19 protein-coding genes are annotated in these 18,773 nt (G+C 42.3%); 6 read left to right on the forward strand and 13 right to left on the reverse strand.

Features of this window, described 5'->3' with window-relative positions:
- Positions 1 to 159: 159 nt before the first annotated feature.
- The 6 genes from ACO6S0_RS08735 to ACO6S0_RS08760 all read right to left on the reverse strand — a co-directional run bounded on the left by ACO6S0_RS08735 (position 160) and on the right by ACO6S0_RS08760 (position 7,247).
- Positions 160 to 1,212 (reverse strand): hypothetical protein, encoded by a 1,053-nt coding sequence (locus ACO6S0_RS08735; RefSeq protein WP_422351602.1) that lies wholly within the window; start codon positions 1,210 to 1,212, stop codon positions 160 to 162.
- Between the two features lie 9 nt (positions 1,213 to 1,221).
- Entirely contained in the window at positions 1,222 to 2,019 is a 798-nt protein-coding gene (locus tag ACO6S0_RS08740) for an HNH endonuclease (protein WP_422351603.1), read from the reverse strand.
- 310 nt (positions 2,020 to 2,329) lie between these two features.
- Positions 2,330 to 3,664 (reverse strand): DUF1302 family protein, encoded by a 1,335-nt coding sequence (locus ACO6S0_RS08745; RefSeq protein ID WP_422351604.1) that lies wholly within the window; start codon positions 3,662 to 3,664, stop codon positions 2,330 to 2,332.
- Between the two features lie 2 nt (positions 3,665 to 3,666).
- Positions 3,667 to 4,464 (reverse strand): outer membrane lipoprotein-sorting protein, encoded by a 798-nt coding sequence (locus ACO6S0_RS08750; protein WP_422351605.1) that lies wholly within the window; start codon positions 4,462 to 4,464, stop codon positions 3,667 to 3,669.
- Between the two features lie 5 nt (positions 4,465 to 4,469).
- A complete protein-coding gene (locus ACO6S0_RS08755; protein ID WP_422351606.1) occupies positions 4,470 to 6,797 on the reverse strand; it encodes an efflux RND transporter permease subunit in 2,328 nt (775 codons plus the stop codon).
- Positions 6,798 to 6,842: 45 nt separating this feature from the next.
- Positions 6,843 to 7,247, reverse strand: a complete 405-nt coding sequence (locus ACO6S0_RS08760) for a MarR family winged helix-turn-helix transcriptional regulator (RefSeq protein ID WP_422351607.1) — start codon at positions 7,245 to 7,247, stop codon at positions 6,843 to 6,845.
- Between the two features lie 186 nt (positions 7,248 to 7,433).
- Between ACO6S0_RS08760 and ACO6S0_RS08765 the strand changes: the two genes are divergently transcribed.
- Positions 7,434 to 7,940, forward strand: coding sequence for a hypothetical protein (locus tag ACO6S0_RS08765; RefSeq protein WP_422351608.1), 507 nt, complete (start codon positions 7,434 to 7,436; stop codon positions 7,938 to 7,940).
- A 59-nt stretch (positions 7,941 to 7,999) separates the two neighbouring features.
- On the opposite strand, the gene ACO6S0_RS08770 is transcribed toward ACO6S0_RS08765, so the two are convergent.
- The gene (locus ACO6S0_RS08770) at positions 8,000 to 9,178 is read right to left on the reverse strand and encodes a PQQ-dependent sugar dehydrogenase (protein WP_422351609.1); all 1,179 of its coding nucleotides are present in this window, start codon (positions 9,176 to 9,178) and stop codon (positions 8,000 to 8,002) included.
- A 383-nt stretch (positions 9,179 to 9,561) separates the two neighbouring features.
- Between ACO6S0_RS08770 and ACO6S0_RS08775 the strand changes: the two genes are divergently transcribed.
- Both ACO6S0_RS08775 and ACO6S0_RS08780 read left to right on the forward strand, forming a co-directional pair.
- Entirely contained in the window at positions 9,562 to 10,071 is a 510-nt protein-coding gene (locus tag ACO6S0_RS08775) for a hypothetical protein (protein ID WP_422351610.1), read from the forward strand.
- Positions 10,072 to 10,153: 82 nt separating this feature from the next.
- Entirely contained in the window at positions 10,154 to 10,888 is a 735-nt protein-coding gene (locus ACO6S0_RS08780; protein ID WP_422351611.1) for a LytTR family transcriptional regulator DNA-binding domain-containing protein, read from the forward strand.
- An 80-nt stretch (positions 10,889 to 10,968) separates the two neighbouring features.
- Here the strand turns inward: ACO6S0_RS08780 and ACO6S0_RS08785 are convergent, their stop codons facing one another.
- Positions 10,969 to 11,541, reverse strand: coding sequence for a DUF4251 domain-containing protein (locus tag ACO6S0_RS08785; RefSeq protein WP_422351612.1), 573 nt, complete (start codon positions 11,539 to 11,541; stop codon positions 10,969 to 10,971).
- Positions 11,542 to 11,653: 112 nt separating this feature from the next.
- Here ACO6S0_RS08785 and ACO6S0_RS08790 point away from each other — a divergent pair, with 112 nt between their 5' ends.
- Positions 11,654 to 13,882, forward strand: coding sequence for a DUF5916 domain-containing protein (locus ACO6S0_RS08790; RefSeq protein ID WP_422351613.1), 2,229 nt, complete (start codon positions 11,654 to 11,656; stop codon positions 13,880 to 13,882).
- Positions 13,883 to 13,899: 17 nt separating this feature from the next.
- On the opposite strand, the gene ACO6S0_RS08795 is transcribed toward ACO6S0_RS08790, so the two are convergent.
- On the reverse strand, positions 13,900 to 15,090 hold the full coding sequence (locus tag ACO6S0_RS08795; RefSeq protein WP_422351614.1) for an MFS transporter: 1,191 nt from the start codon (positions 15,088 to 15,090) through the stop codon (positions 13,900 to 13,902).
- Positions 15,091 to 15,170: 80 nt separating this feature from the next.
- Here ACO6S0_RS08795 and ACO6S0_RS08800 point away from each other — a divergent pair, with 80 nt between their 5' ends.
- Positions 15,171 to 15,749 carry a Crp/Fnr family transcriptional regulator gene (locus ACO6S0_RS08800; protein WP_422351615.1) on the forward strand — a complete coding sequence of 193 codons (579 nt, stop codon included), beginning with the start codon at positions 15,171 to 15,173 and terminating at the stop codon, positions 15,747 to 15,749.
- Here the strand turns inward: ACO6S0_RS08800 and ACO6S0_RS08805 are convergent.
- Both ACO6S0_RS08805 and ACO6S0_RS08810 read right to left on the reverse strand, forming a co-directional pair.
- On the reverse strand, positions 15,746 to 16,663 hold the full coding sequence (locus tag ACO6S0_RS08805; protein ID WP_422351616.1) for an EamA family transporter: 918 nt from the start codon (positions 16,661 to 16,663) through the stop codon (positions 15,746 to 15,748). The genes ACO6S0_RS08800 and ACO6S0_RS08805 overlap by 4 nt on opposite strands.
- A gap of 120 nt (positions 16,664 to 16,783) precedes the next feature.
- Positions 16,784 to 17,113, reverse strand: a complete 330-nt coding sequence (locus tag ACO6S0_RS08810; protein ID WP_422351617.1) for a hypothetical protein — start codon at positions 17,111 to 17,113, stop codon at positions 16,784 to 16,786.
- A gap of 195 nt (positions 17,114 to 17,308) precedes the next feature.
- Between ACO6S0_RS08810 and ACO6S0_RS08815 the strand changes: the two genes are divergently transcribed.
- On the forward strand, positions 17,309 to 17,821 hold the full coding sequence (locus ACO6S0_RS08815; RefSeq protein WP_422351618.1) for a YceI family protein: 513 nt from the start codon (positions 17,309 to 17,311) through the stop codon (positions 17,819 to 17,821).
- A gap of 265 nt (positions 17,822 to 18,086) precedes the next feature.
- On the opposite strand, the gene ACO6S0_RS08820 is transcribed toward ACO6S0_RS08815, so the two are convergent.
- Together ACO6S0_RS08820 and ACO6S0_RS08825 are read right to left on the reverse strand one after the other, a co-directional pair.
- Positions 18,087 to 18,518, reverse strand: a complete 432-nt coding sequence (locus ACO6S0_RS08820) for a hypothetical protein (RefSeq protein ID WP_422351619.1) — start codon at positions 18,516 to 18,518, stop codon at positions 18,087 to 18,089.
- Between the two features lies 1 nt (position 18,519).
- The gene (locus ACO6S0_RS08825; protein WP_422351620.1) at positions 18,520 to 18,771 is read right to left on the reverse strand and encodes an acyl carrier protein; all 252 of its coding nucleotides are present in this window, start codon (positions 18,769 to 18,771) and stop codon (positions 18,520 to 18,522) included.
- Between the last annotated feature and the right edge of the window lie 2 nt (positions 18,772 to 18,773).

Genomic DNA, 18,773 nt, shown 5'->3' on the forward strand with positions numbered 1-18,773 from the left:
TACAGAATGATGTATACAAATTACTGTTGGAATCGGATGCTAGGTGAAAATGGAAAGTGGAAGGTGGAAAGCGGAAAATTGAACTTGAATTACAATTTATGCTTCAACAAAGATTAATTATTTGGATTAATGGAGTTGAGCTGGTACTGGGATTTAGGATTAGAAACTACTATCCAATCTGAGTATTGGATTCTTTTCTCTGGATAAATTAGGGTTCTGAACACTTGAGTTTCCTATATAATGGATACTGAACAATCCATTTTTTTCCTTTTCTGAAACTCCCAAACCTTTATCTTCCCTGACCTGGAATTTAATTCTGGTCTTCTCCTGCAAACTTTGAGCTATTTTGGTTGCTTTTTCTCGATTGCCGGGCTTGTAATAAAGGATTGTAGGTACATCGGAAAAGAAGGACAATTTTTTATTCTTATCAGGCAAAACATTGACATGAAATCCCTCATCGACCAGGGAAGTTGCTATTTTGTTCTTGACAATCACATCTGGCCGATACGAATATAGTTTGATGTTATATTTACTATTTCTCTTAGTGTTTTCATCTACTCTTTCATACCCAATTTCAATGGAGTTGTCCTTATATTTGTATCCCATGAAAAAAGGTTTGACCTCATAAATCTCCAGCCCATTTTTTCTAAGGTTTTGCACTAGGGTATCCACAACCGACCTCCGAACCAGCTTACCGTAATATACTGTGTTGTTTCGCTTTTCCCTGTTTTGCCCAGGGGTCTTCCGTACTAGGTTATATTGGGCAAAATTGAGACCGTTCACGGTTCTTTCAACAATGCCACCATCCGCCCTTCGTTTAAAGTAGTAAACATCTATACTGTCCGAAACCAAGGTTAACATGGACAAAGTATCCACCTGCCGACTGAGATGCGTCAATGCATTTTTGGTTCTGGTGTTTTGGGTAGTGCTCAAAATTTGATTAAGCTCCTCCTTGATGGTCTCCAACTCTTGATGGGTATAGTCCTTCTGATTATTGAGCTCTGACTGCACGCTTCTTAGCTCTGACTCGTGTTCAATGTTCTTTTTTTCATTTTCAACCGTAATCTCTTCATTTTCGGTGATTACTTCATTGTTCTTGGTAAACACAAATAGGACTACCCCCAAAAGTGCCAGGACGGTCAATACGTTCCAAATTCTAAGGGTTCGGTTCTTAGCCTCAATCTTTCTTAATTTTTCATCTATTTCCTCCATGTGTTACCTTTATTTGGACTTTATTTTATCGAAATCCTCTGAAAGGATACGGTGCTGGTCCAGGGTCAATTTGCCCTTTGGGGATTCGGATATAAATTGTTGATACTTTTGCTCGATCATATAACTCATTTCCCAACGATCTTTGGCCACCATAAAATGGGAGTAAAACGACTTAATTGGAATTGCCGGAACTATTCTCAATAATTGATAGGGATTTAACTGCTCCTTGGTTTCATAGGTTGCCACGAGAATGATAAAAATGACCAAAGCCACAAGAATGGCACTTCCAAACATGACCAAATCAAACTTTCTCTTTTTTTTGTAGTACTCCAGATTCTTGATCAGGAATCTTTTACCGGCAGGTCCCGCAAACTTGGATGGTTCCGGATGGTTATGGACATGGATTACATTTTCGACATGGACCTTAGTGGAAATTTCAATTTTGCTCCTTGCATTTTCAGCCAATCCATCACTTACCGGAAATTTCCTTTTACCCTGAACGTGATTCTGCTTCCAGTTCGTCAAGAGCTCTCTTGTATATGTAGCAAGATTGCCAGGATTATCAATTATCTTATGATGATTGGGACATAATAAAATCAAATTGTCATAAGAGCTCCTTTGTTTATCCGTCATTTCGGGATCAAATCGAGGTCCCTGTTTACTCGCAGCTGATATATGGCAAATTTCCCCCAATACCGTATCTCCATCCTCCGCGATCATACTCTCCGTACAGTCAGGAGCAGCACATTCATTTCCGCTAAGGGAAAACAGTTTTTTGATATCGGTTATCGAATAGTTTCTAGCCATGGGGTTTAAATTCCATCCAAATCGGAAATCAACTACTTCAAAACTTTTCCTAAATCCAAAAAGTGAACATTACGATAAATACAGAAATGCACCACCTTTCTTAGGGACAGGTTAAGTTTGATTTGAAGTGCTTCTGCAAAGCACCTCTGGGGGAAGTTCAATCAAGGGTAAACCCTTAGATTAAATATACTGATTTTATCTTACAATAGATTGCATAAAAACCTTAGATTTTTTGTGGAATTTCAACAAAATGAACTGGTTACGGTTGTTTTGATGGTGGGTTACATCAAACTTGAACATCTAAAAGCCGTTATATCCCCCACTTCACCCCAAAAGAAATCCTACTACGGTCCTTAAACTGCCCAAAGAGTTGGGATTCCTTCCCATAAAAGGCATGGGCATTTAGCAATAGTTGGGTATTGGTGTTGAGCCAATAGCTTAGTCTTGGAGTCACATATCCATCACCGTGGTTGGTGCTATGCACCCAAAGTATCTCGGCCTTAAGGCTGTCGTTCAAAAATTCCCTACTTCCCAACAAGGTCAGGTTGGTTTCCCAACGTTCCCGATTAAAGGGACTAATGAATTCCATTACCCATTCATTGAATAGTTGTCCGCTTACTACGTACTCCCCTTTAATAAAGTCCACCCCTAAAGCCGTTCTAAAGAAATCGGACTCCTCTACCCCCCTGACAGCATTAGGATTATCCGAAACAAAGTTTTGCCCAAATACATAGGCCAACTCTCCCCTAAAGGTTGAGGAGCCAAATACCTTATTAAAGGTTCCGCCCAATAATTGTTGCCGTTCGTATTCTGGATCAATGGAAACGGTAGGAGTGCCATCAACCATCTCAAAGTTGGAATGGAAGGCGGGAAGGTCATCGTAGTAATACAAGTAATTCAGGGATAAGTCCCAGCCTTTGGTAAATGCCGTAAGCTTCACTCCAAAATCGGAATCCATGAAAAACCGTCTAGGTTTGTTAGGAGTGTTCAATTGCGAAGCAACGCCTACGGGAGGGCTTGGAAACAGACTCTTGGTAAAGAATGGTGCATCCAAATCTTGGGTAATATGATAAGTGTTATCAGGTATCCAAACCACTTGCACGCCAATATCCTTGATATCGAACTCGGCCTTTACCGACCAAAGTGGAATACGACTATCCTCGAAATCATCAAGAATAAACTCCCTGAAATTCTGTGGGTTCACCACATCCAGCAATTTGATGCCATCCGTCTCGCCCCAGACTATCTGCTGTTTGCCCAAGGTTAAACCCAAACCTTCAAGCCGTGTATGGTAATACAGTTCCCGAAGCTCAAAATTGGTATGCTTGTCCAAAAATAACCGTTGGTTAAAATTCCCAACGGTATGCTGATCGGGGATGCCCGCTTCTAGATTATCCATGAACTCGCTATACATCTGCCCGCGGAAAACCAGCTTAGAGCGTCTGTTGAATTTATACGTTACCTCTGGTTTAATGATCCATTCCGACTTCTGCAATTTACCGGAATCAAATTCGTAAGAGGTTTCCGTTGCAACCACCAAGCTGGGGTTCAACTTGTCCCAAAACGTTTTCCTGGGCTGCTCCTGCGCCAAGCCTAAAAGACCCAGCAGCAGGAACAACTTCGGAAGTATTTTTGAAATTTTCATAACTACAGCCCGTCAACCAATGCCTCTTCCGTAAAATAATCATCACTTAAGTCAGTGCTGTAGTCAATATCCTCAAAGCGGAATACGGTTTTGTGTTTGGTCTTGTGATTCTGCACATCAATTCGGTGCAAAGTCCAAATTCCCTGTACTTTTCTGATATCAGTTACGTGTACCGTCTTTAATGGATTGCCAGCAATGTCCCAACTCTCGGACTTACGCATCATCCATATATTGGCATCCACCCAGAATTTGCCCTTGCTGTAGCCCAATTCCTTGGTGGTGGCCTCATCCTTTGGGGTAGCTTCAAGTACATAGCACTCTTGCCCATCTACTTGATCTATACCCAGAGTCTTATAATTATAGTCGTCCCTGCTTATTTTGGTTTCAAGCTTAATGTCCTCGTAGGTCAAATCTGTTCCCAAGAAGTAATCCCCCCGATTGGAAGCTGAGATTCTTCTTGTTTTTCGAAGCGCGGGAAGGTACAGCCATTGATCATCGTCCACTTCGGCATCGGGGTAATCATAGGTCAAAAAAGCCGTCCCTTTTACACTTGTGGGCGTTTCATAGAAGATGATTAAGCGACGTTCTTCCCCAAAATATTTTCGGAGTGCCGTGGTTTCCCTTACCCGAGTCTTGCCCCGTTTGTCCGTAAGTTCCATGATGAGTTTTCGCTTTACGGAATTCCCTTCATTCCGTGCATAGGTTTTCTCCGCAATGGATTGTCCATCCGGTAAACTTTGTCCTTGAACAAATCCGATAGCCAACAAAAAGGCCATCATTGTTATCGTGTTGAATTTCATAATGTTTAATTTTTATGTGTGATGAAAAATTTTGGTTTTGCCAATAGAATGATGGCGGGTAAGATGGTCATACTACCAATGAAGCTGACCATAACGGCCACGGCCACGAGGAATCCAAATCGGTTTAAAGGTGGTACGGCACTGGTCATGAGCACGCCAAAACCGAGGGTCAATGCCAAAAAGTTGAACAACAGGGCCCTTCCGGCTGATTTAAAGAATTCCTGAAATGCCTGTTGTAGGGAAAGTCCTTTTTCCGCTAGGAGATATTTAAATCGGTCCACGGTATGCACTGCAAAATCGACCCCTACCCCTATGGCGATGGCAGCAAACATGGAAGTACCTACGGCCAACCATATATCGAGCACGCCCATGACGGTGTAGATGAACAATACCGAAATCAATACAGGCACAATGGTAAGTACACCGCCCGCCATGGACCGAAAGCTCAATGCAGCGACAATTAGAACAACCAGCAGCGCAACTATAGCTCCTGTAAAGTGATTTTGTCCCAGTTTGCCTATCCAGTGCACATCAAGGGCCACTTTTCCACTTTGGGTTGCCTTGATGGTGGGTGTATTGAAATTCGAATCTAGATAATCTTGTGTTTTCTCCACGATGATCTTTTCATCTAGGTACTCCCCTGAGTTTATCCTGAATCTAACATTGGCCAAACGGTAATCATAATCCACATAATTATCAAAGTCTGTTGGGTCCCCGCTAGCGGAATACAAAAGGAAAAACTGACTAATCAAAGCTTCGTCATCAGGGATAGTGTAATAATACGCATTATCCTCATTTACAGATTGATGCATCTTTTTAACAAAATCAACAATTGAAGTACTACCCTGTACTTTGGGTAGCGTTTCCACATGACGCTGCAAAGCCTCAATTTTTTTGAGATTGTGGGGCTTAAAAATGTCCTCCGTTTCCGGGGTCTCAATCAAGACGTCCAAATAACTGGTGCCTTCAGTTTTGGAATTGATTACTGCGTCCGCCTGAACAATGGGTTCGGTACTTTGGAAATTGGCAATTCTATCTTCATTCACTTTGAGCTTAAGCGCACCAAAAATTCCCAAGGCAACAATCAATATTGCTGATATAAGTATGGCTCGGGGCCTCTTATACACAAAATTTCCCAATCCCGTCATCAATTTGCCAAAGCCATCAATGGTGTTGGCAGATTTAAACGCCTTGCTTTTTTGTGGTTTTAATAGCATCAAGGCTGATGGTATCATGAACAATGCGTATACAAGAGCCGTTGCGACCCCAATTCCACCAAATACACCAAAGAATGCCATTGGAGGCATATAGGAGGAAAATACAATGGACATAAACCCAGCAATGGTGGTGATGGAGGTAATGGTAATGGGACGCCACATGCTCAACATGGTGTTGACCACCAATTCCTTTTGACTCAACCCTGGATGTTTGGCTGCCAATTCATAGTACTCTCCCATAATGTGGATACCATCCGCTACGGCAATGGCTATAAGGACCACGGGCAGTCCGTTGGTGATGACGTAGAAGTCCACTCCAAAAAAGGCCATCAACCCCAATGCAATTCCAACCGAGGCCAGGACCATTAGATTTGGAATGACCACTCCCCTAACCGTTCTGTAGGCAAAAATGAGAATGAAGGCAATGACCAAACCTGCAAAGGGATTGGTTCGCATAGCGTCTTCATCAATGTATTTGATAAGGTAACCGCTTACGGCACCTTCCCCTGCCAAATAGAAGTCGTGGTTGTCGTGCTGGTAGTCTGCCAGTAGCGCCTGGAGGGAATTGTACACTTCATGCTGTTTTAGATCATAACTGTCCAGCATCTCAGCGATGATCAAAGTGGTGGTTTTATCCTTGGAAACCAGACTGCCCTTGTACAATTCAAAATTGTCTATGGCCTTGGAAACAGCTTTGGCATTGGAGTCGTTAAGTTCCCCGGATTCAAAGAACGGCTCCACCAAGATTCCAAAGTCCGTTCCCACCACATTGTTCTCTGTGGATAGACTCCGTACCTGGTCAGGATCAATGCCAGGGATTTTCTTTAGCTTTTCGCTAAGATCATCCACAATTCCAAGGGATGTCGGATTGAATATCCCATGGTCATTTTTAACTGCAATGACCATGGGGTCTTTTAAACCAAAAGTTTCCTTGATAGCGTTACGCTGAATCAAAACAGAATCTTGGGGTGGTAAAAAAGCTTCGTAACGGGTGTCCTTGGTCAACTTGGGTAAAGAGACCACAGAAACAACGAACGCCGCAAAGCTTAGAATCAGAATGGGTTTGTAGTGTGATGTAACCCAATTAAAAAATGCTTGTGCCCTTTTTGTTTTCATTTTGATGATTTTAATGTAGTATATACAACTTTATAGTTAAAAATTTTATATTCTCATTTTGGTTTCCAAATTCCTAAGCCCATCCAATCCAGAACTTCCCAATACCCCTACCAACTCGTCCATAATACCGAGCCAAACAGGCGTAAGTTTGTCTACCATTTTATATCCTTCATCTGTGAGCTCCACGGTGGGTCTATAATCCGAGCTTCGTGACACGAAACCCCTTTTTTCCAATAGCTTTATATTTCTACTGACTGTGGATTTTTCCAAATACAGATATTTTCCAATCCTGCCCTGCTCCACTTTCTTCATTTTACTCATAGCGAACAATATTGTCATCTGGTTTTCGGTAATATCAAAGTCCGTGAGGCGTTGCCTAAAATGGCTGTCCACCATTCTTGATATCTTTCTTAACCTTGATCCAATACATTCGCTATAATCATACTTCATGGGGCAAATATAAACCATTATATGTTGCATATACCACTTTTAACTTTTTAATAACACCTGCTACCCCAACCTCTTTATTCCTCATTCGTCAATCCAAATGGCCCATCCGTCAATTGGGTACAGCTTTCATGCCTAATACCGCGTAGTTTGATGATACTTTATCAACATTAAAATTATTTACTAGTTATGAAAGTAGTTCCCATTCCATTGCTTCTAGCGCTTTTTACATTCATCTCTTGCTCAGACCAAGAGACACAGCAAAAACTAGTGGACACGCAACGCAAGCTTGTAGAAACCGAACAACAACTGCTTGAAGCGATCCATACAAACCATTCCAAAACCGAGTTGATCAAAATGTATGCCGAGACAGGGAAAAATGTAATCCATTCCTCAAATGACAAATACACCATTAGAATTGACCGGACCCAGGAAGGAAAGTTGCGGTATGCAAGTTGGATGCAGCCCAAGACGCCTCTGGAAAAGCCGGATATAGTTCTTTTCAACGGAGAAATTGAAAAAACTGGATCTTGGGGAGTGGCAAAATATAAGTTCAGTGGGGACAATCAGTCCTTTATTGTAGAAACCATTCCCGTTAAGCGAAGATCAAAGCTCAGCCATATTTTTCTAGAAGTCTTGGAGGGTAAAACACAAAAGTTCTACGGTAAAATGAAGGATTTGAAGCTACCCAACTAAGCCTATTCCATTAATTGGAGAAAAATATCGAACCTAAACTTGTACCATTTTTGATCATACTAAACCCCTACATAAGATACGCGATAAATGGCATCTCCATAGTCGTCCGATATAAGCAGGGAACCATCTTCCAAAAACAGTAAATCCACGGGTCTTCCAAATTGTTCTTGGGTATCCTGATTCAACCAGCCATCAATAAAAGGTTCATAGCTTACTGCTTCATTTCCATTAAGGGTGACCATGGTTATGCGGTACCCCACTTTGGAAGAGCGGTTCCACGACCCATGTTCTGCCATAAAAACCTGCCCTTTATATTGACTGGGAAACATGTCCCCTGTATTAAACTTAACCCCCAATGGAGCCACATGAGCTCCCAAGGGCTGTACCGGTGCTACAAAATCAGCGCAAGGGTGCCCCTCTCCAAATTCAGGGTCGGCAATAATACCTCCATGGCAGTGGGGATATCCAAAATGTTGACCTATTTCCGAAGCCCGATTGAGCTCGCAAGGGGGAACGTCATCTCCCATCATATCCCGACCATTGTCCGTGAACCAGAGATCTTTGGTTTCCGGATGCCAGGTAAACCCAACCGTATTTCTTACGCCTTTGGCATAAATTTCACGATTGCTACCGTCGGGATCCATACGGGTAATGGTATTGAACCTTTCATCTTCGTCAGTTCTATCACAAATATTGCAAGGAGCACCAACCGGAACATAGAGCTTGCCGTCAGGGCCAAAAGCGATGTACTTCCAACCATGGTGGAATTCTGTTGGATAGTCGTCATAAATAACCTCCGGCTCGGGTAAACTGTCCAAATTCCGCTCAATATCATTATACTTCAGCAAACGATTCACCTCAGCAACATATAAATCCCCATCCTTAAAAGCGATACCATTGGGCACTTCCAAAGTGGAGTCCAACACCTTCACATTTTCCGCCCAGAAGTCACCATCCAAGTCTTGAAGCGCATACACGGTTTTGTCATTGCGCGTACTTACAAACAGCGTTCCATCATCACCCATGGCCATGGAACGAGCTCCATCCACCCCTTCGGCGTAGACCTCTATCTTGAACCCTTCCGGAAGATTTAAACTATCCAAAGGAAGGCTTGTAGCGTGAACTCGCTCTTTGGGTTCAATCCTGGTCTCTTCTTTTACTTTTTCTTTTTCCTTTTTACCATTGCATGCCACGACCAGAAGGCCTAGCATAAAAATCAACATTTTTATTGGTCTCATTTTTCTGATTGATATAGATTTATGATTTAATGCTTTTGTAACTATTTGCTTCAAGTGATTTCAATATCATTTACGGCTTGTTTTAACTGGATGCTACGTTCCTTAGGCCCTTGACTTGAATAGGATTCCTACTCCAATTATTAACCATAATACAGTTTGCATGAAGTTGAATGTTCCCGAAAATACGTAAAATTCATGGTATGGATAAAGTGGTTTTTGGTTTTACAACCAATAAGGTGCAGTCGTTGTAAAATCCTTGCAAACTCCATGGTCGCATGTCGATTTCATGACAGTCACAAACAATTTCAGGACAAATCCCCATTTTCTTGTCCCAATAACCCAAAATTAGCTGGTCTTTTGTGTATTCATCAAAAACAAAAACAATGGACAGAAAAACGTTTCTCAAAAGAAATTTAGTCTTGGGCGGTGTTCTTGCGCTAAGCCCAACTTCAATGTTACCCTCCTCAAACCAGGGCCAAAAGGAACTCTTCGGGGAAGAACTAATCACTGAATTTGTATTTGCCGCCCATCGAAGTTTGGAGGAAACCCAAAAGATACTTGAGAAACATCCCCTCTTGCTCAACTGTGCCAATCAGTTCATCAAAGGGGATTTTGAAACGGCCGTTGGGGGCGCCAGCCATATGGGAAGAAGGGATATTGTGGATTACCTGGTATCCAAGGGAGCTCGATTGGACATCTTTAACTACGCCTTTCTTGGATATGACGATTTTGTAAAGAAAATGATTGCAGATCATCCCCATCTATTGAGAGCACCGGGACCACATGGGTTCACGCTCCTGCACCATGCCGAAGTTGGAAAGCGATTGGAACTGGCCGAATGGTTACAGTCCAAAGGTTTGACGGAAAAAATGTTCAAGGGAATCTTTAACTAAAATCCACGGCAAGTCCCTTTAATATGTCGCAACAAGGTTTATTTATCTTTGTTGAAGAACCTCTTACCTTTTAACATTGGATATGCAAATCAAATGGAGTGAAAAAAAGTTTTACGTGATTTCCATTGGCATTTTAGTTGTCATGTTTGCGCTCACCTTGCTCCAAAACTTCATTCGGTATCGCAATCACAGCAGTTACAGTATTTGGGTTTCCATAGTTTATCTTTTGATTTCCATTATCCTATTTATTCCGGTAATCATACTCACCGTTCGCCTGCAGCGCTACTTAAAGAACAGATTTAGAAAAGGGTATTGGCTCCTTATTATACTTTCCGCATTGGGTATACTGGGGCTGTTTTATCTGGTATCCAATGTGATACTTCACAGTCTAGGTTATTTTGACCACTTTGTGGACATGGAATATGCCCGATACTATTTTGGTCGTGAAGCCCTTTACCATTTGATATTGATAATGGGAGCAGCCATATTTGTACAGTTTTCCAAGTCAGATACCAAAACCATTACAGTATACAAGGGACGCAAAAAGATTACCATGACCTTGTCACTTGTTCACTGGATTGAGGCCGAGGGACATTATTTGAATTTTTACACCGAAACAGATTCCTTTATCAAAAGAGAGCGACTGGTGTCGTTAGCGGAACAATTGGAGCCTGAGTTTATCCGTATTCACCGAAAGTATATGGTGAACCGAAGTGAAATCAGTGCTACGGAAAAAGACAAACGGGATGAATTTTTGGTATTAAAATCAGGAAAAAGACTAAAAATTGGGCAGTCCTTTAAGCCCATAGCCTGGTAGGCTCAGCTATGGCCAAAGAAAATCCATTCGTCCAAAGTTCTTATCGGACAAATAAAGTACCTCTTTAAATTGTTGCGCGTTTAATTCAGTTCGGCTTCCTCATCAAGGGCCGAAACTTCCCCAGTATACGTAATGGTCTGTCTGTGGGTGCTGTTCACATTCACGGTACCACCCATTCCTGGAAAAATCTTGGCAAACACGGTATAGGATTCCGAATCATTATCCACAGTGAAATTCAGGCTGTAACCTTGTGTCTTGGAATCTTCAACAAGCTCCAAATCCTTGGCAGGCCCATCAAACTGAATGGCATTGTTGGTGTTGCCGTATCCCGTGACCATGTTCCGCTCGCCATAATACGGTAAATAAGCAGATACGCTATCTCCTATCACTCGCAAATAGGCAGGGCTTCCCAATAGATTGATTTGGCCTGCAGTATTCCCTGGTGCCAACAAGCCCGAGTTGGCAATACTGGCCATAGTATTGGTCAACAGGGGTCGCGCCCATTCGGCAGTGAACTCCAACCTTCCATTTTCCACCAAATCTTGCAAGGCCAGTTTATCTGCCTCGCTGACTTGAACAGTTTTGTTGGCGGCACCACAACCCAGCAATAGGATCATAAAGAGGCACCCAACTACATTTTTTATCATTTTCATCTTCTCAACTTTTTATGATTCAATAAGATACGAATACAATTTCTTATTTCAACAGTTCACAAAAATTATTCCAAGATTAGCGGTATATTTACTTTCAACCAGACCTCATTTTATGAACCCTAAATGCTCAAAAGTCCTTGTACTTTTTTTGACCTTCCTGTCTTTTTCCACTGTTTTTGCACAAACAACCCAACCCTTGGACTCTCTTGGTGATAGACCAGAGTTCCGAGCATTCAATTTGGCGGAAGATCCGGTTGTGGATGGGGAAATCATCAATGACCCCATTTGGCAAATGGTTCCGGCCATAGACAATTTGATCCAATTAAGGCCCAACTATGGTCAACCTGTTTCCGAGAAAACAGTCATTCGTGTGGCCTACAGCAAAAGTACATTTTATGTGGCCGTGGTCTGTCATGATTCAGAGCCGGAAAAAATAGTGGTGTCGGATTCCAGAAGGGATGCAGACCTAAACGACGAAGACAGCTTTTTATTCATCATTGACACTTATCACGATCGCCAGAACGGCTTTTTGTTCGGAACCAATGCGCAAGGTATGGAGTATGACGCGCAAATTGACAATGAAGGTAAAGGTAACTTTAATGCCAATAGACAGCAAGGTGGTGTTATTGGGGGTACCAATATTAACTGGGATGCCTCGTGGACGGTTAAAACTCAAATTGGGGATTACGGTTGGAGTGCTGAATTTGCCATTCCCCTTCGTTCCCTCCGTTTTGCATCTGGCACCAACAAGACCTGGGGGCTGAATTTTAGAAGAAACATTAGTAAGAATACGGAAACTGCTTACTGGACCTCTTTACCCCTTGGATTTGATATGAAAAGACTTTCTTTGGCTGGTAAACTTACCGGTCTCAGCTTAAAAAATCCAGGTAACCTCAAACTTATTCCCTATGTTCTGGGTCAAGTTTCCAATAACCAGGCCGTAGATCCCAGTGAAACAGATACCAATTTTGAGGCTGGGGCGGATATCAAATACAGCATTACCCCTAGTTTAACGTTGGACCTTACTTACAACACCGACTTTGCCCAAGTGGAAGTGGATGACCAGCAAGTGAATCTGGATCGTTTCAATCTGTTCTTTCCTGAAAAACGAGCCTTTTTCTTGGAGAATGCGGGGCAGTTTAGCGTGGGAAGTCCTGGCGAAGTGGATTTGTTCTTTAGCCGAAGAATAGGAATTGGTGCAGCCGGGGATTTGGTTCCGATTATCGGCGGAGCCCGATTATCTGGAAAAGTGGGTCAGACCAATGTTGGGTTCTTAAGTATGTTTACTGATGACGTGGAAGCTGCAGGCATAGAGAAAAATAATTATACGGTTGGACGTGTCAACCATGATTTTCAAGGGACTCGTTCTTCCTTGGGAGGCATTTTCATCAACCGCGCCGGATTGGGATCCATGGACGATGATTACAACAGGGTCTTTGCCATGGATGGCAAATGGGGCATTGGAAACAAAGCTGAAGTCACCGGATTTGTGGCCAAGAGTTCCACACCAGGAATAGAGGAAAACGATCATGCATTCAAACTACTGGCTAACTATAATTGGAACGGCTGGGATTTAAGAGCTGGTTACACAGAGGTTGGTGAAGGGTTTAATCCCGAAGTTGGCTTTTTACAACGTACCGCCTTCCGTAAACCAGAGTTTTTGATTTGGAAAGCCCAGCGATTAAAAAACATGGGCAATCTTCTGGAAATACGACCCCATGTGTCCTACAGGGGCTATTGGAATTTTGACGACCAATTAATCACTGGTTTTTTGCATGTGGACAACCACTGGGAATTCAAAAGTGGTTTTGAAGTGCACACGGGAATCAATTTTACCACCGAAAGAGTGTTGCAGGAATTCACCCTGTCCGATGTAACCGTTCCCGTGGGGAATTACAAAAACAAAGAATTACAGCTGGTATTGATCACTAATCCAAACAACGCATTTTCCTTGAGTTCCAGAACATTTATAGGAGGTTATTTTAATGGTGACAGGATAACCAATAGTGGTACAGCGAATTATAGAATTGGGGACCGCTTTGTTTCCTCCTTGACATTTAGCCATAGTGATATACAGCTGGATACTGGGGATTTCACTGCCTTGGTAGGTGGCTTACGCCTATCCTACTCCTTTACGCCGAGAATATTCCTCCAAAGCTTGATCCAACGCAACAATGTTTCAGAAATAACCTCGGTAAATGCACGTTTTGGATGGCTACAGAATGCAAATACAGGTCTTTTTGTCGTGTTCAACATTGTTAAGGATGACAATGATATGGACCTCTTGAACAATCAGGTTGTAACGGTCAAATACACACATCGATTTGACATATTGAATTAAGAAACGCCACGCTGTATTTAGTGGCTTGTGCTCCGCATTCGAAATAGTAGGTAGAGGATTCCCAAAAATGCCAATCCTGCACAAACGTAAAGTGTAATTGGGATTCGGCCAGGAATTTCATGGTAATACCATCCTGAAAGTAAGGCCCCCAGGCCAATGCCCGCCTCTAGGGCTATGAACATGGTGGCAATGGCTTTTCCTTTTTGCCCGGGTAAACTCAAATCTATGGTCCACGCGTTGATTCCCGGAGATACAATACCCATACCCAGACCATAGATTCCTGCTCCAACTAGAAAGCCTGTGGCGGACTCCATCGCACCAATCATGACCAAGGCGATGCATAGCAATATTAAACCAAGCAGGATGACTTTGATTCTTCCGTAACGGTCTGAGAGTTTCCCAGCGATAACCCTGACCAAAAGCGAAGTCAAAGTGAACACGATAAAGAAAACACCTTTGTTCTCAAAACCTATCTGCTCCGTCCAATCCGGAATCAATGTGAGTATTACACCAAAGGCTACATAAGCCAAAAAGGTGATTAGGGCCGCTGGAAAAGCTTCTTTGGCTACAATGTCCTGCTTGGAAATACGTAGAAGTTTAGGGCTGAACCTTTTTTTGACGGTTAAGGTTTCGCTTAAATTTAAAATGAGCAAAGAGGCCAAAAACGCCATTACCGAAGAACTATAAAAAAGGACTTCATACGAGAAATGGAGTTTAATTAAACTGCCTAGGGCTGGCCCCAAGGCCAAACCTGTACTAAAAGCAATGCCCTGTATACCCATGGCCTCCCCTAGTCTGTTGGGAGGAACAACATCAGAAACATAGGTGGATGCCGCCGTGGGTGTAAATCCAGTTGAGAAACCGTGAAAAAGCCGAAGCAAAAGGAATCCGTACACTGTGGTCAAAACAGGATAAAGACCTCCGCAAACCACACAGACCAAGGCTCCAAACAACATCACCGGTTTTCGTCCAATGGTGTCTGTAAGTTTGCCACTAAACGGTCTGGACAATCCCGCGGTAAGCGTAAAAAGGGCAATGATCAATCCAATGTATTGGGCTCCGCCCAAGTCGCTCAGATATGATGGGAGCTCTGGAATCAACATATTGTAGCTTGCCGAAAAAAACAGGGAACCCAAGCAAACCATAATAAATTTTGGATTGTACAAGGATTGTTTTTTGACGATTAATTCTCCCTTTACAGTTGTCATCGCGATAGCTTATGCCTAATTTTAATGCAAAGAAAAATCTTGAGGTAATCACCTAAAAGGACATTTGTCCTCCCTGGAAAATGATTCGAACCAATCCTGAGTTAGCAACCTATATTCAAAGCTTATGGGCCTTGGAAGGAAGCCAAATCCTAAAAGAGGATTTTGGCCCTAAAGAGGTAATCATTGAGCAAGACCGCAGGTACGGAAAAGTCCACCTGATTCGTGAGGGGATTGCCAAATGCTATATCTCAGATGAAAATGGGAAAGAGTTTATCCAGGAATTTTTGGGCGAGGGCATGGAGTTTGGGGAACTGGAGGTTTTTGACAATCATACTACCATTTGCTCCGTAGAATCCATTACCGCACTAAAGACCTACGCGCTCCCCCATAGCGCCTATCATACATTGTTGGATACGGACCCGAAGTTCAATAGATTGATCATGAAAGCCCTGGCCAACAAAATACGGTTTAAGGCTCCTCGGCATTCCTATCAACATTCCTATCCCATTGAGGACAATCTGATTCGATTAAAGCAACTTTTTCCTGAGTTTACGAAAGTCATATCGAAGAAAGATATCGCCAACTATATTGGCATTACCCCAAGAAGTTTGAACAGGGCATTAAAGGAGCTTAAGGAAAAATCAGATTTCTTTAACTAGCGTTTAAAGCGCTCAAAAATCGCCAAGGTCTTTTTAGTGTTGATAAAATAGACCCCCGTAAGCAATATAGCAGCGGCCAAAACCGATTGCATACTGATTTGTTCATTCAGAAAATACCACCCTAGAAGCAAGGCCACAATGGGATTTACATAGGTGGAGGTGGCCACCTTTTCAGGAGAGACCGACTTGAGTAAATAATTGAATGAGGTAAAAGCTACGATACTTCCAAAAATGACCAATAACACCATGGCCAGTTGCACCTCACCACTCCAAACTAATGGAGATGTCCATGTTTCTCCCAATCCCAAACTCATCAGGGCCAAAATGAATCCTCCCATAAGCATCTGGTATCCCGTGTTCACAAAATAACTGGTGGGCAAATCCGCTTTTCCTACAAACAGACTGCCGTAGGCCCAACTCAGCATTCCAGCAAAAATGGCAATCATACCCATGACAGAGCCTTCTTTGGTTATCACCTCCTTTTGACTGACCAATAGATAAATCCCCAGTATGCCAAGCACTACACCCACCACGGACATGGGTTTAATCTTTTTGCCTTGCAACAAGCGCATCAAAATTAAAACAACCAAAGGTTGGGCGGAGATTTCCAAGGCGGCAAATCCGGAATCTACGTAGCGAAGTGCCCAAACCACTACCCCGTTCCCAATACCCAAAAAGAGAAAACCGGCAATTATGGTATTGCCCAACTGCTTTTTAGTAATGGCCACAGAAATGCCCATAAGCCTTGCTATTCCAAAAATGAGGAGTCCCGCCACCACAAAGCGATAGGCTGCCAACATAAACGGAGGGATCTCCATTACTGCCATCTTATTGAGCATGTAGGTGGAACCCCAGATGACATAAATTGCAAAAAATGCAAGTATGATCAGGGTGGTGTTTGAAGTTTTTCCCATAGCGCCTAGGTCGGAAATTGTACTACAATATTACAGCTATTTGGGACAGTGAAAAACTAATTTTCATAGAAGTTTAATCGGGAAAAATTAAGTGGGAAAAAGCTTTTGGAGGGACTACTTTTAAGAATATTGGTCGGTGGCCAAGAGATAGGCCGCGATATCCTGCTCCAGCTTTTTGAAACGCTCCAAATGCAATTGGATATCTGCCTTTAAACTTTTGGCCTCTCCTCTTTTTTGTTTGATCAAGTCCATGATCCTGTTTTGTTGTCCTGTGTACGTTTTAAAACTTTGCTTCAGTTCATAGAGTTTCTCAAAACAGCTATAATCGCGAGGTTCGCAGGTATAGGAATTAATTTTTTTGGCAAGCCGCTGAATGATGTTGTTGTTTCGTTCCATGCGAACCAACAAATCTTGAATGGAATCCTTGCAATTTTTGGTCAAGTTTGCCATACCATTTTGTTTACCATTTTAGACCTCTCCAAATGCTCCCATTAAGTTAGTAATTATCTTACATTTTTCCACCAATAAATCTATCATTTGCCATAATTTAACATTGGGGAGGGATTGAAACCTTACCAGTGGATGAGTACTCAAACCCAAAGGACATTGATAAGGTTTTTGCTATTTTTAGACTAAAAGCCTGTTATGCGATTGATTCCCTTTCTTTTTGTATTGACCTTCGGCATTCAAGGAATGTTCTTGAACGCCCAGAGCAAACAGATTCAAAATGCGGAGATTCGTTTTGAGTTTGTTTCCAAAGAAGTGAAGGGCACCATCGCTGGATTTGAATCCGAGTCCGTAATTGATTGGGACAATCCTGAAAATTCTGTTTTTAAAGGCAGGGTGCAATCCAAAACCCTGGATACCAATAATGGTCTGCGGAATTGGTCTTTGCGAAGCGGCAAGTACTTTGATGCCAAAGACCATCCCTATATTACTTTTGAAAGCACCAAAGTCACTCAGGATGGAAATCAATGGGTGGTAAAGGGCAATCTTACCATTAAGTCCACCACTAAATCAGTATCCATAATTTTCAAAAAGGAAGACACAAAGCTAGTGGGAACATTTTCGTTGTATTCTATAGATCATGGGATAAAAATCAAAAAGCAGCGGGAGGATAATTTGGTGAAGGTGTGGTTGAAGTTCGACCTAGACTAGCTTTGGGATCGGAGACGAGAACCAAGTGCCAAGTGCCAAGATTCTAGATTAATAACTTGAACTTGATTTTTGAACTTTAACTTGTTGATAGATTATTGGATTTTTGGACTCAAGACCAAAGACCAGAGACTAAAGACCAAAAACCAAGGACTAAAAACTCAAGAATCCTGAACTGGAACTTTAGCCAATCCGTTTTCAACTTTTAATTTTTCATTTTCAATTGGCCAGACCCAAGACCAAAGACCAGAGACTCAAGATTCAAGATTCAAGACTCCTTTCTAAAAAGAGCATGATAAATTTTCCCTACCAGCCAATTCCCAAGCGGGAAATAGAGCGCAAAGAACAGGGCCATTCCCAAACTAAAATTACGAATGTTGAAAAGCTGATCTAAAATGTTATCGGGATAGGCATATGAAGTTTGAAGTGCATACCCGCTAAATTCCAACAGCCCCATGGCTACAAGGCCGTAGGCATATTGCATGTGGAACGGAAGTCCCCGAAGGATCAATGAAATAGGAACCATATACAAAATATAACAGGTTATCACCTGCCACCAATAGGTAAACTTGGCAATTTGTACCTGCTCCCCAAACCAGTCCATTCCTATACCCCAAATGAAGTAAACCACACAGTACATCAGCAACAGGCGTTTATCCACATTTACTTTTTGCAAGATAAAATTCCAGAGTTCCTTCATCTTATTTGGCTTCTAATTTGGTTTGAATAATTCGCTGTGCATCGGCCATGGTCTGCATTCCGTCCATATCCTCGTTCTCTAACATAATGTCGAATGCGTCCTCCACATCCAAAACAATATCCACCAGATTGGCAGAGTTGATGTTCAGCTCCTCTAAAAAATTACTTTCCATTTGAATGGCTTCCGAAGAAACATCATCTGGGAGATAATTGCTCACAATTTCCTTAAGTTTTACAAAGTGTTCCTTTTCCATAA

The sequence above is a fragment of the Flagellimonas sp. genome, from assembly GCF_965233845.1.
Taxonomy (GTDB): domain Bacteria; phylum Bacteroidota; class Bacteroidia; order Flavobacteriales; family Flavobacteriaceae; genus Flagellimonas.

Bases quoted from the DNA above. Each gene is read 5' to 3' on its own strand.
- ACO6S0_RS08810 (WP_422351617.1), bottom strand. From the start codon at position 17,113: ATGGCAAACTTGACCAAAAATTGCAAGGATTCCATTCAAGATTTGTTG.
- ACO6S0_RS08760 (WP_422351607.1), bottom strand. From the start codon at position 7,247: ATGAAGTATGATTATAGCGAATGTATTGGATCAAGGTTAAGAAAGATA.
- ACO6S0_RS08735 (WP_422351602.1), bottom strand. From the start codon at position 1,212: ATGGAGGAAATAGATGAAAAATTAAGAAAGATTGAGGCTAAGAACCGA.
- ACO6S0_RS08800 (WP_422351615.1), top strand. From the start codon at position 15,171: ATGATTCGAACCAATCCTGAGTTAGCAACCTATATTCAAAGCTTATGG.
- ACO6S0_RS08740 (WP_422351603.1), bottom strand. From the start codon at position 2,019: ATGGCTAGAAACTATTCGATAACCGATATCAAAAAACTGTTTTCCCTT.
- ACO6S0_RS08750 (WP_422351605.1), bottom strand. From the start codon at position 4,464: ATGAAATTCAACACGATAACAATGATGGCCTTTTTGTTGGCTATCGGA.
- ACO6S0_RS08815 (WP_422351618.1), top strand. From the start codon at position 17,309: ATGCGATTGATTCCCTTTCTTTTTGTATTGACCTTCGGCATTCAAGGA.
- ACO6S0_RS08745 (WP_422351604.1), bottom strand. From the start codon at position 3,664: ATGAAAATTTCAAAAATACTTCCGAAGTTGTTCCTGCTGCTGGGTCTT.
- ACO6S0_RS08790 (WP_422351613.1), top strand. From the start codon at position 11,654: ATGAACCCTAAATGCTCAAAAGTCCTTGTACTTTTTTTGACCTTCCTG.
- ACO6S0_RS08820 (WP_422351619.1), bottom strand. From the start codon at position 18,518: ATGAAGGAACTCTGGAATTTTATCTTGCAAAAAGTAAATGTGGATAAA.
- ACO6S0_RS08770 (WP_422351609.1), bottom strand. From the start codon at position 9,178: ATGAGACCAATAAAAATGTTGATTTTTATGCTAGGCCTTCTGGTCGTG.
- ACO6S0_RS08825 (WP_422351620.1), bottom strand. From the start codon at position 18,771: ATGGAAAAGGAACACTTTGTAAAACTTAAGGAAATTGTGAGCAATTAT.
- ACO6S0_RS08755 (WP_422351606.1), bottom strand. From the start codon at position 6,797: ATGAAAACAAAAAGGGCACAAGCATTTTTTAATTGGGTTACATCACAC.
- ACO6S0_RS08780 (WP_422351611.1), top strand. From the start codon at position 10,154: ATGCAAATCAAATGGAGTGAAAAAAAGTTTTACGTGATTTCCATTGGC.
- ACO6S0_RS08795 (WP_422351614.1), bottom strand. From the start codon at position 15,090: ATGACAACTGTAAAGGGAGAATTAATCGTCAAAAAACAATCCTTGTAC.
- ACO6S0_RS08805 (WP_422351616.1), bottom strand. From the start codon at position 16,663: ATGGGAAAAACTTCAAACACCACCCTGATCATACTTGCATTTTTTGCA.
- ACO6S0_RS08775 (WP_422351610.1), top strand. From the start codon at position 9,562: ATGGACAGAAAAACGTTTCTCAAAAGAAATTTAGTCTTGGGCGGTGTT.
- ACO6S0_RS08765 (WP_422351608.1), top strand. From the start codon at position 7,434: ATGAAAGTAGTTCCCATTCCATTGCTTCTAGCGCTTTTTACATTCATC.
- ACO6S0_RS08785 (WP_422351612.1), bottom strand. From the start codon at position 11,541: ATGAAAATGATAAAAAATGTAGTTGGGTGCCTCTTTATGATCCTATTG.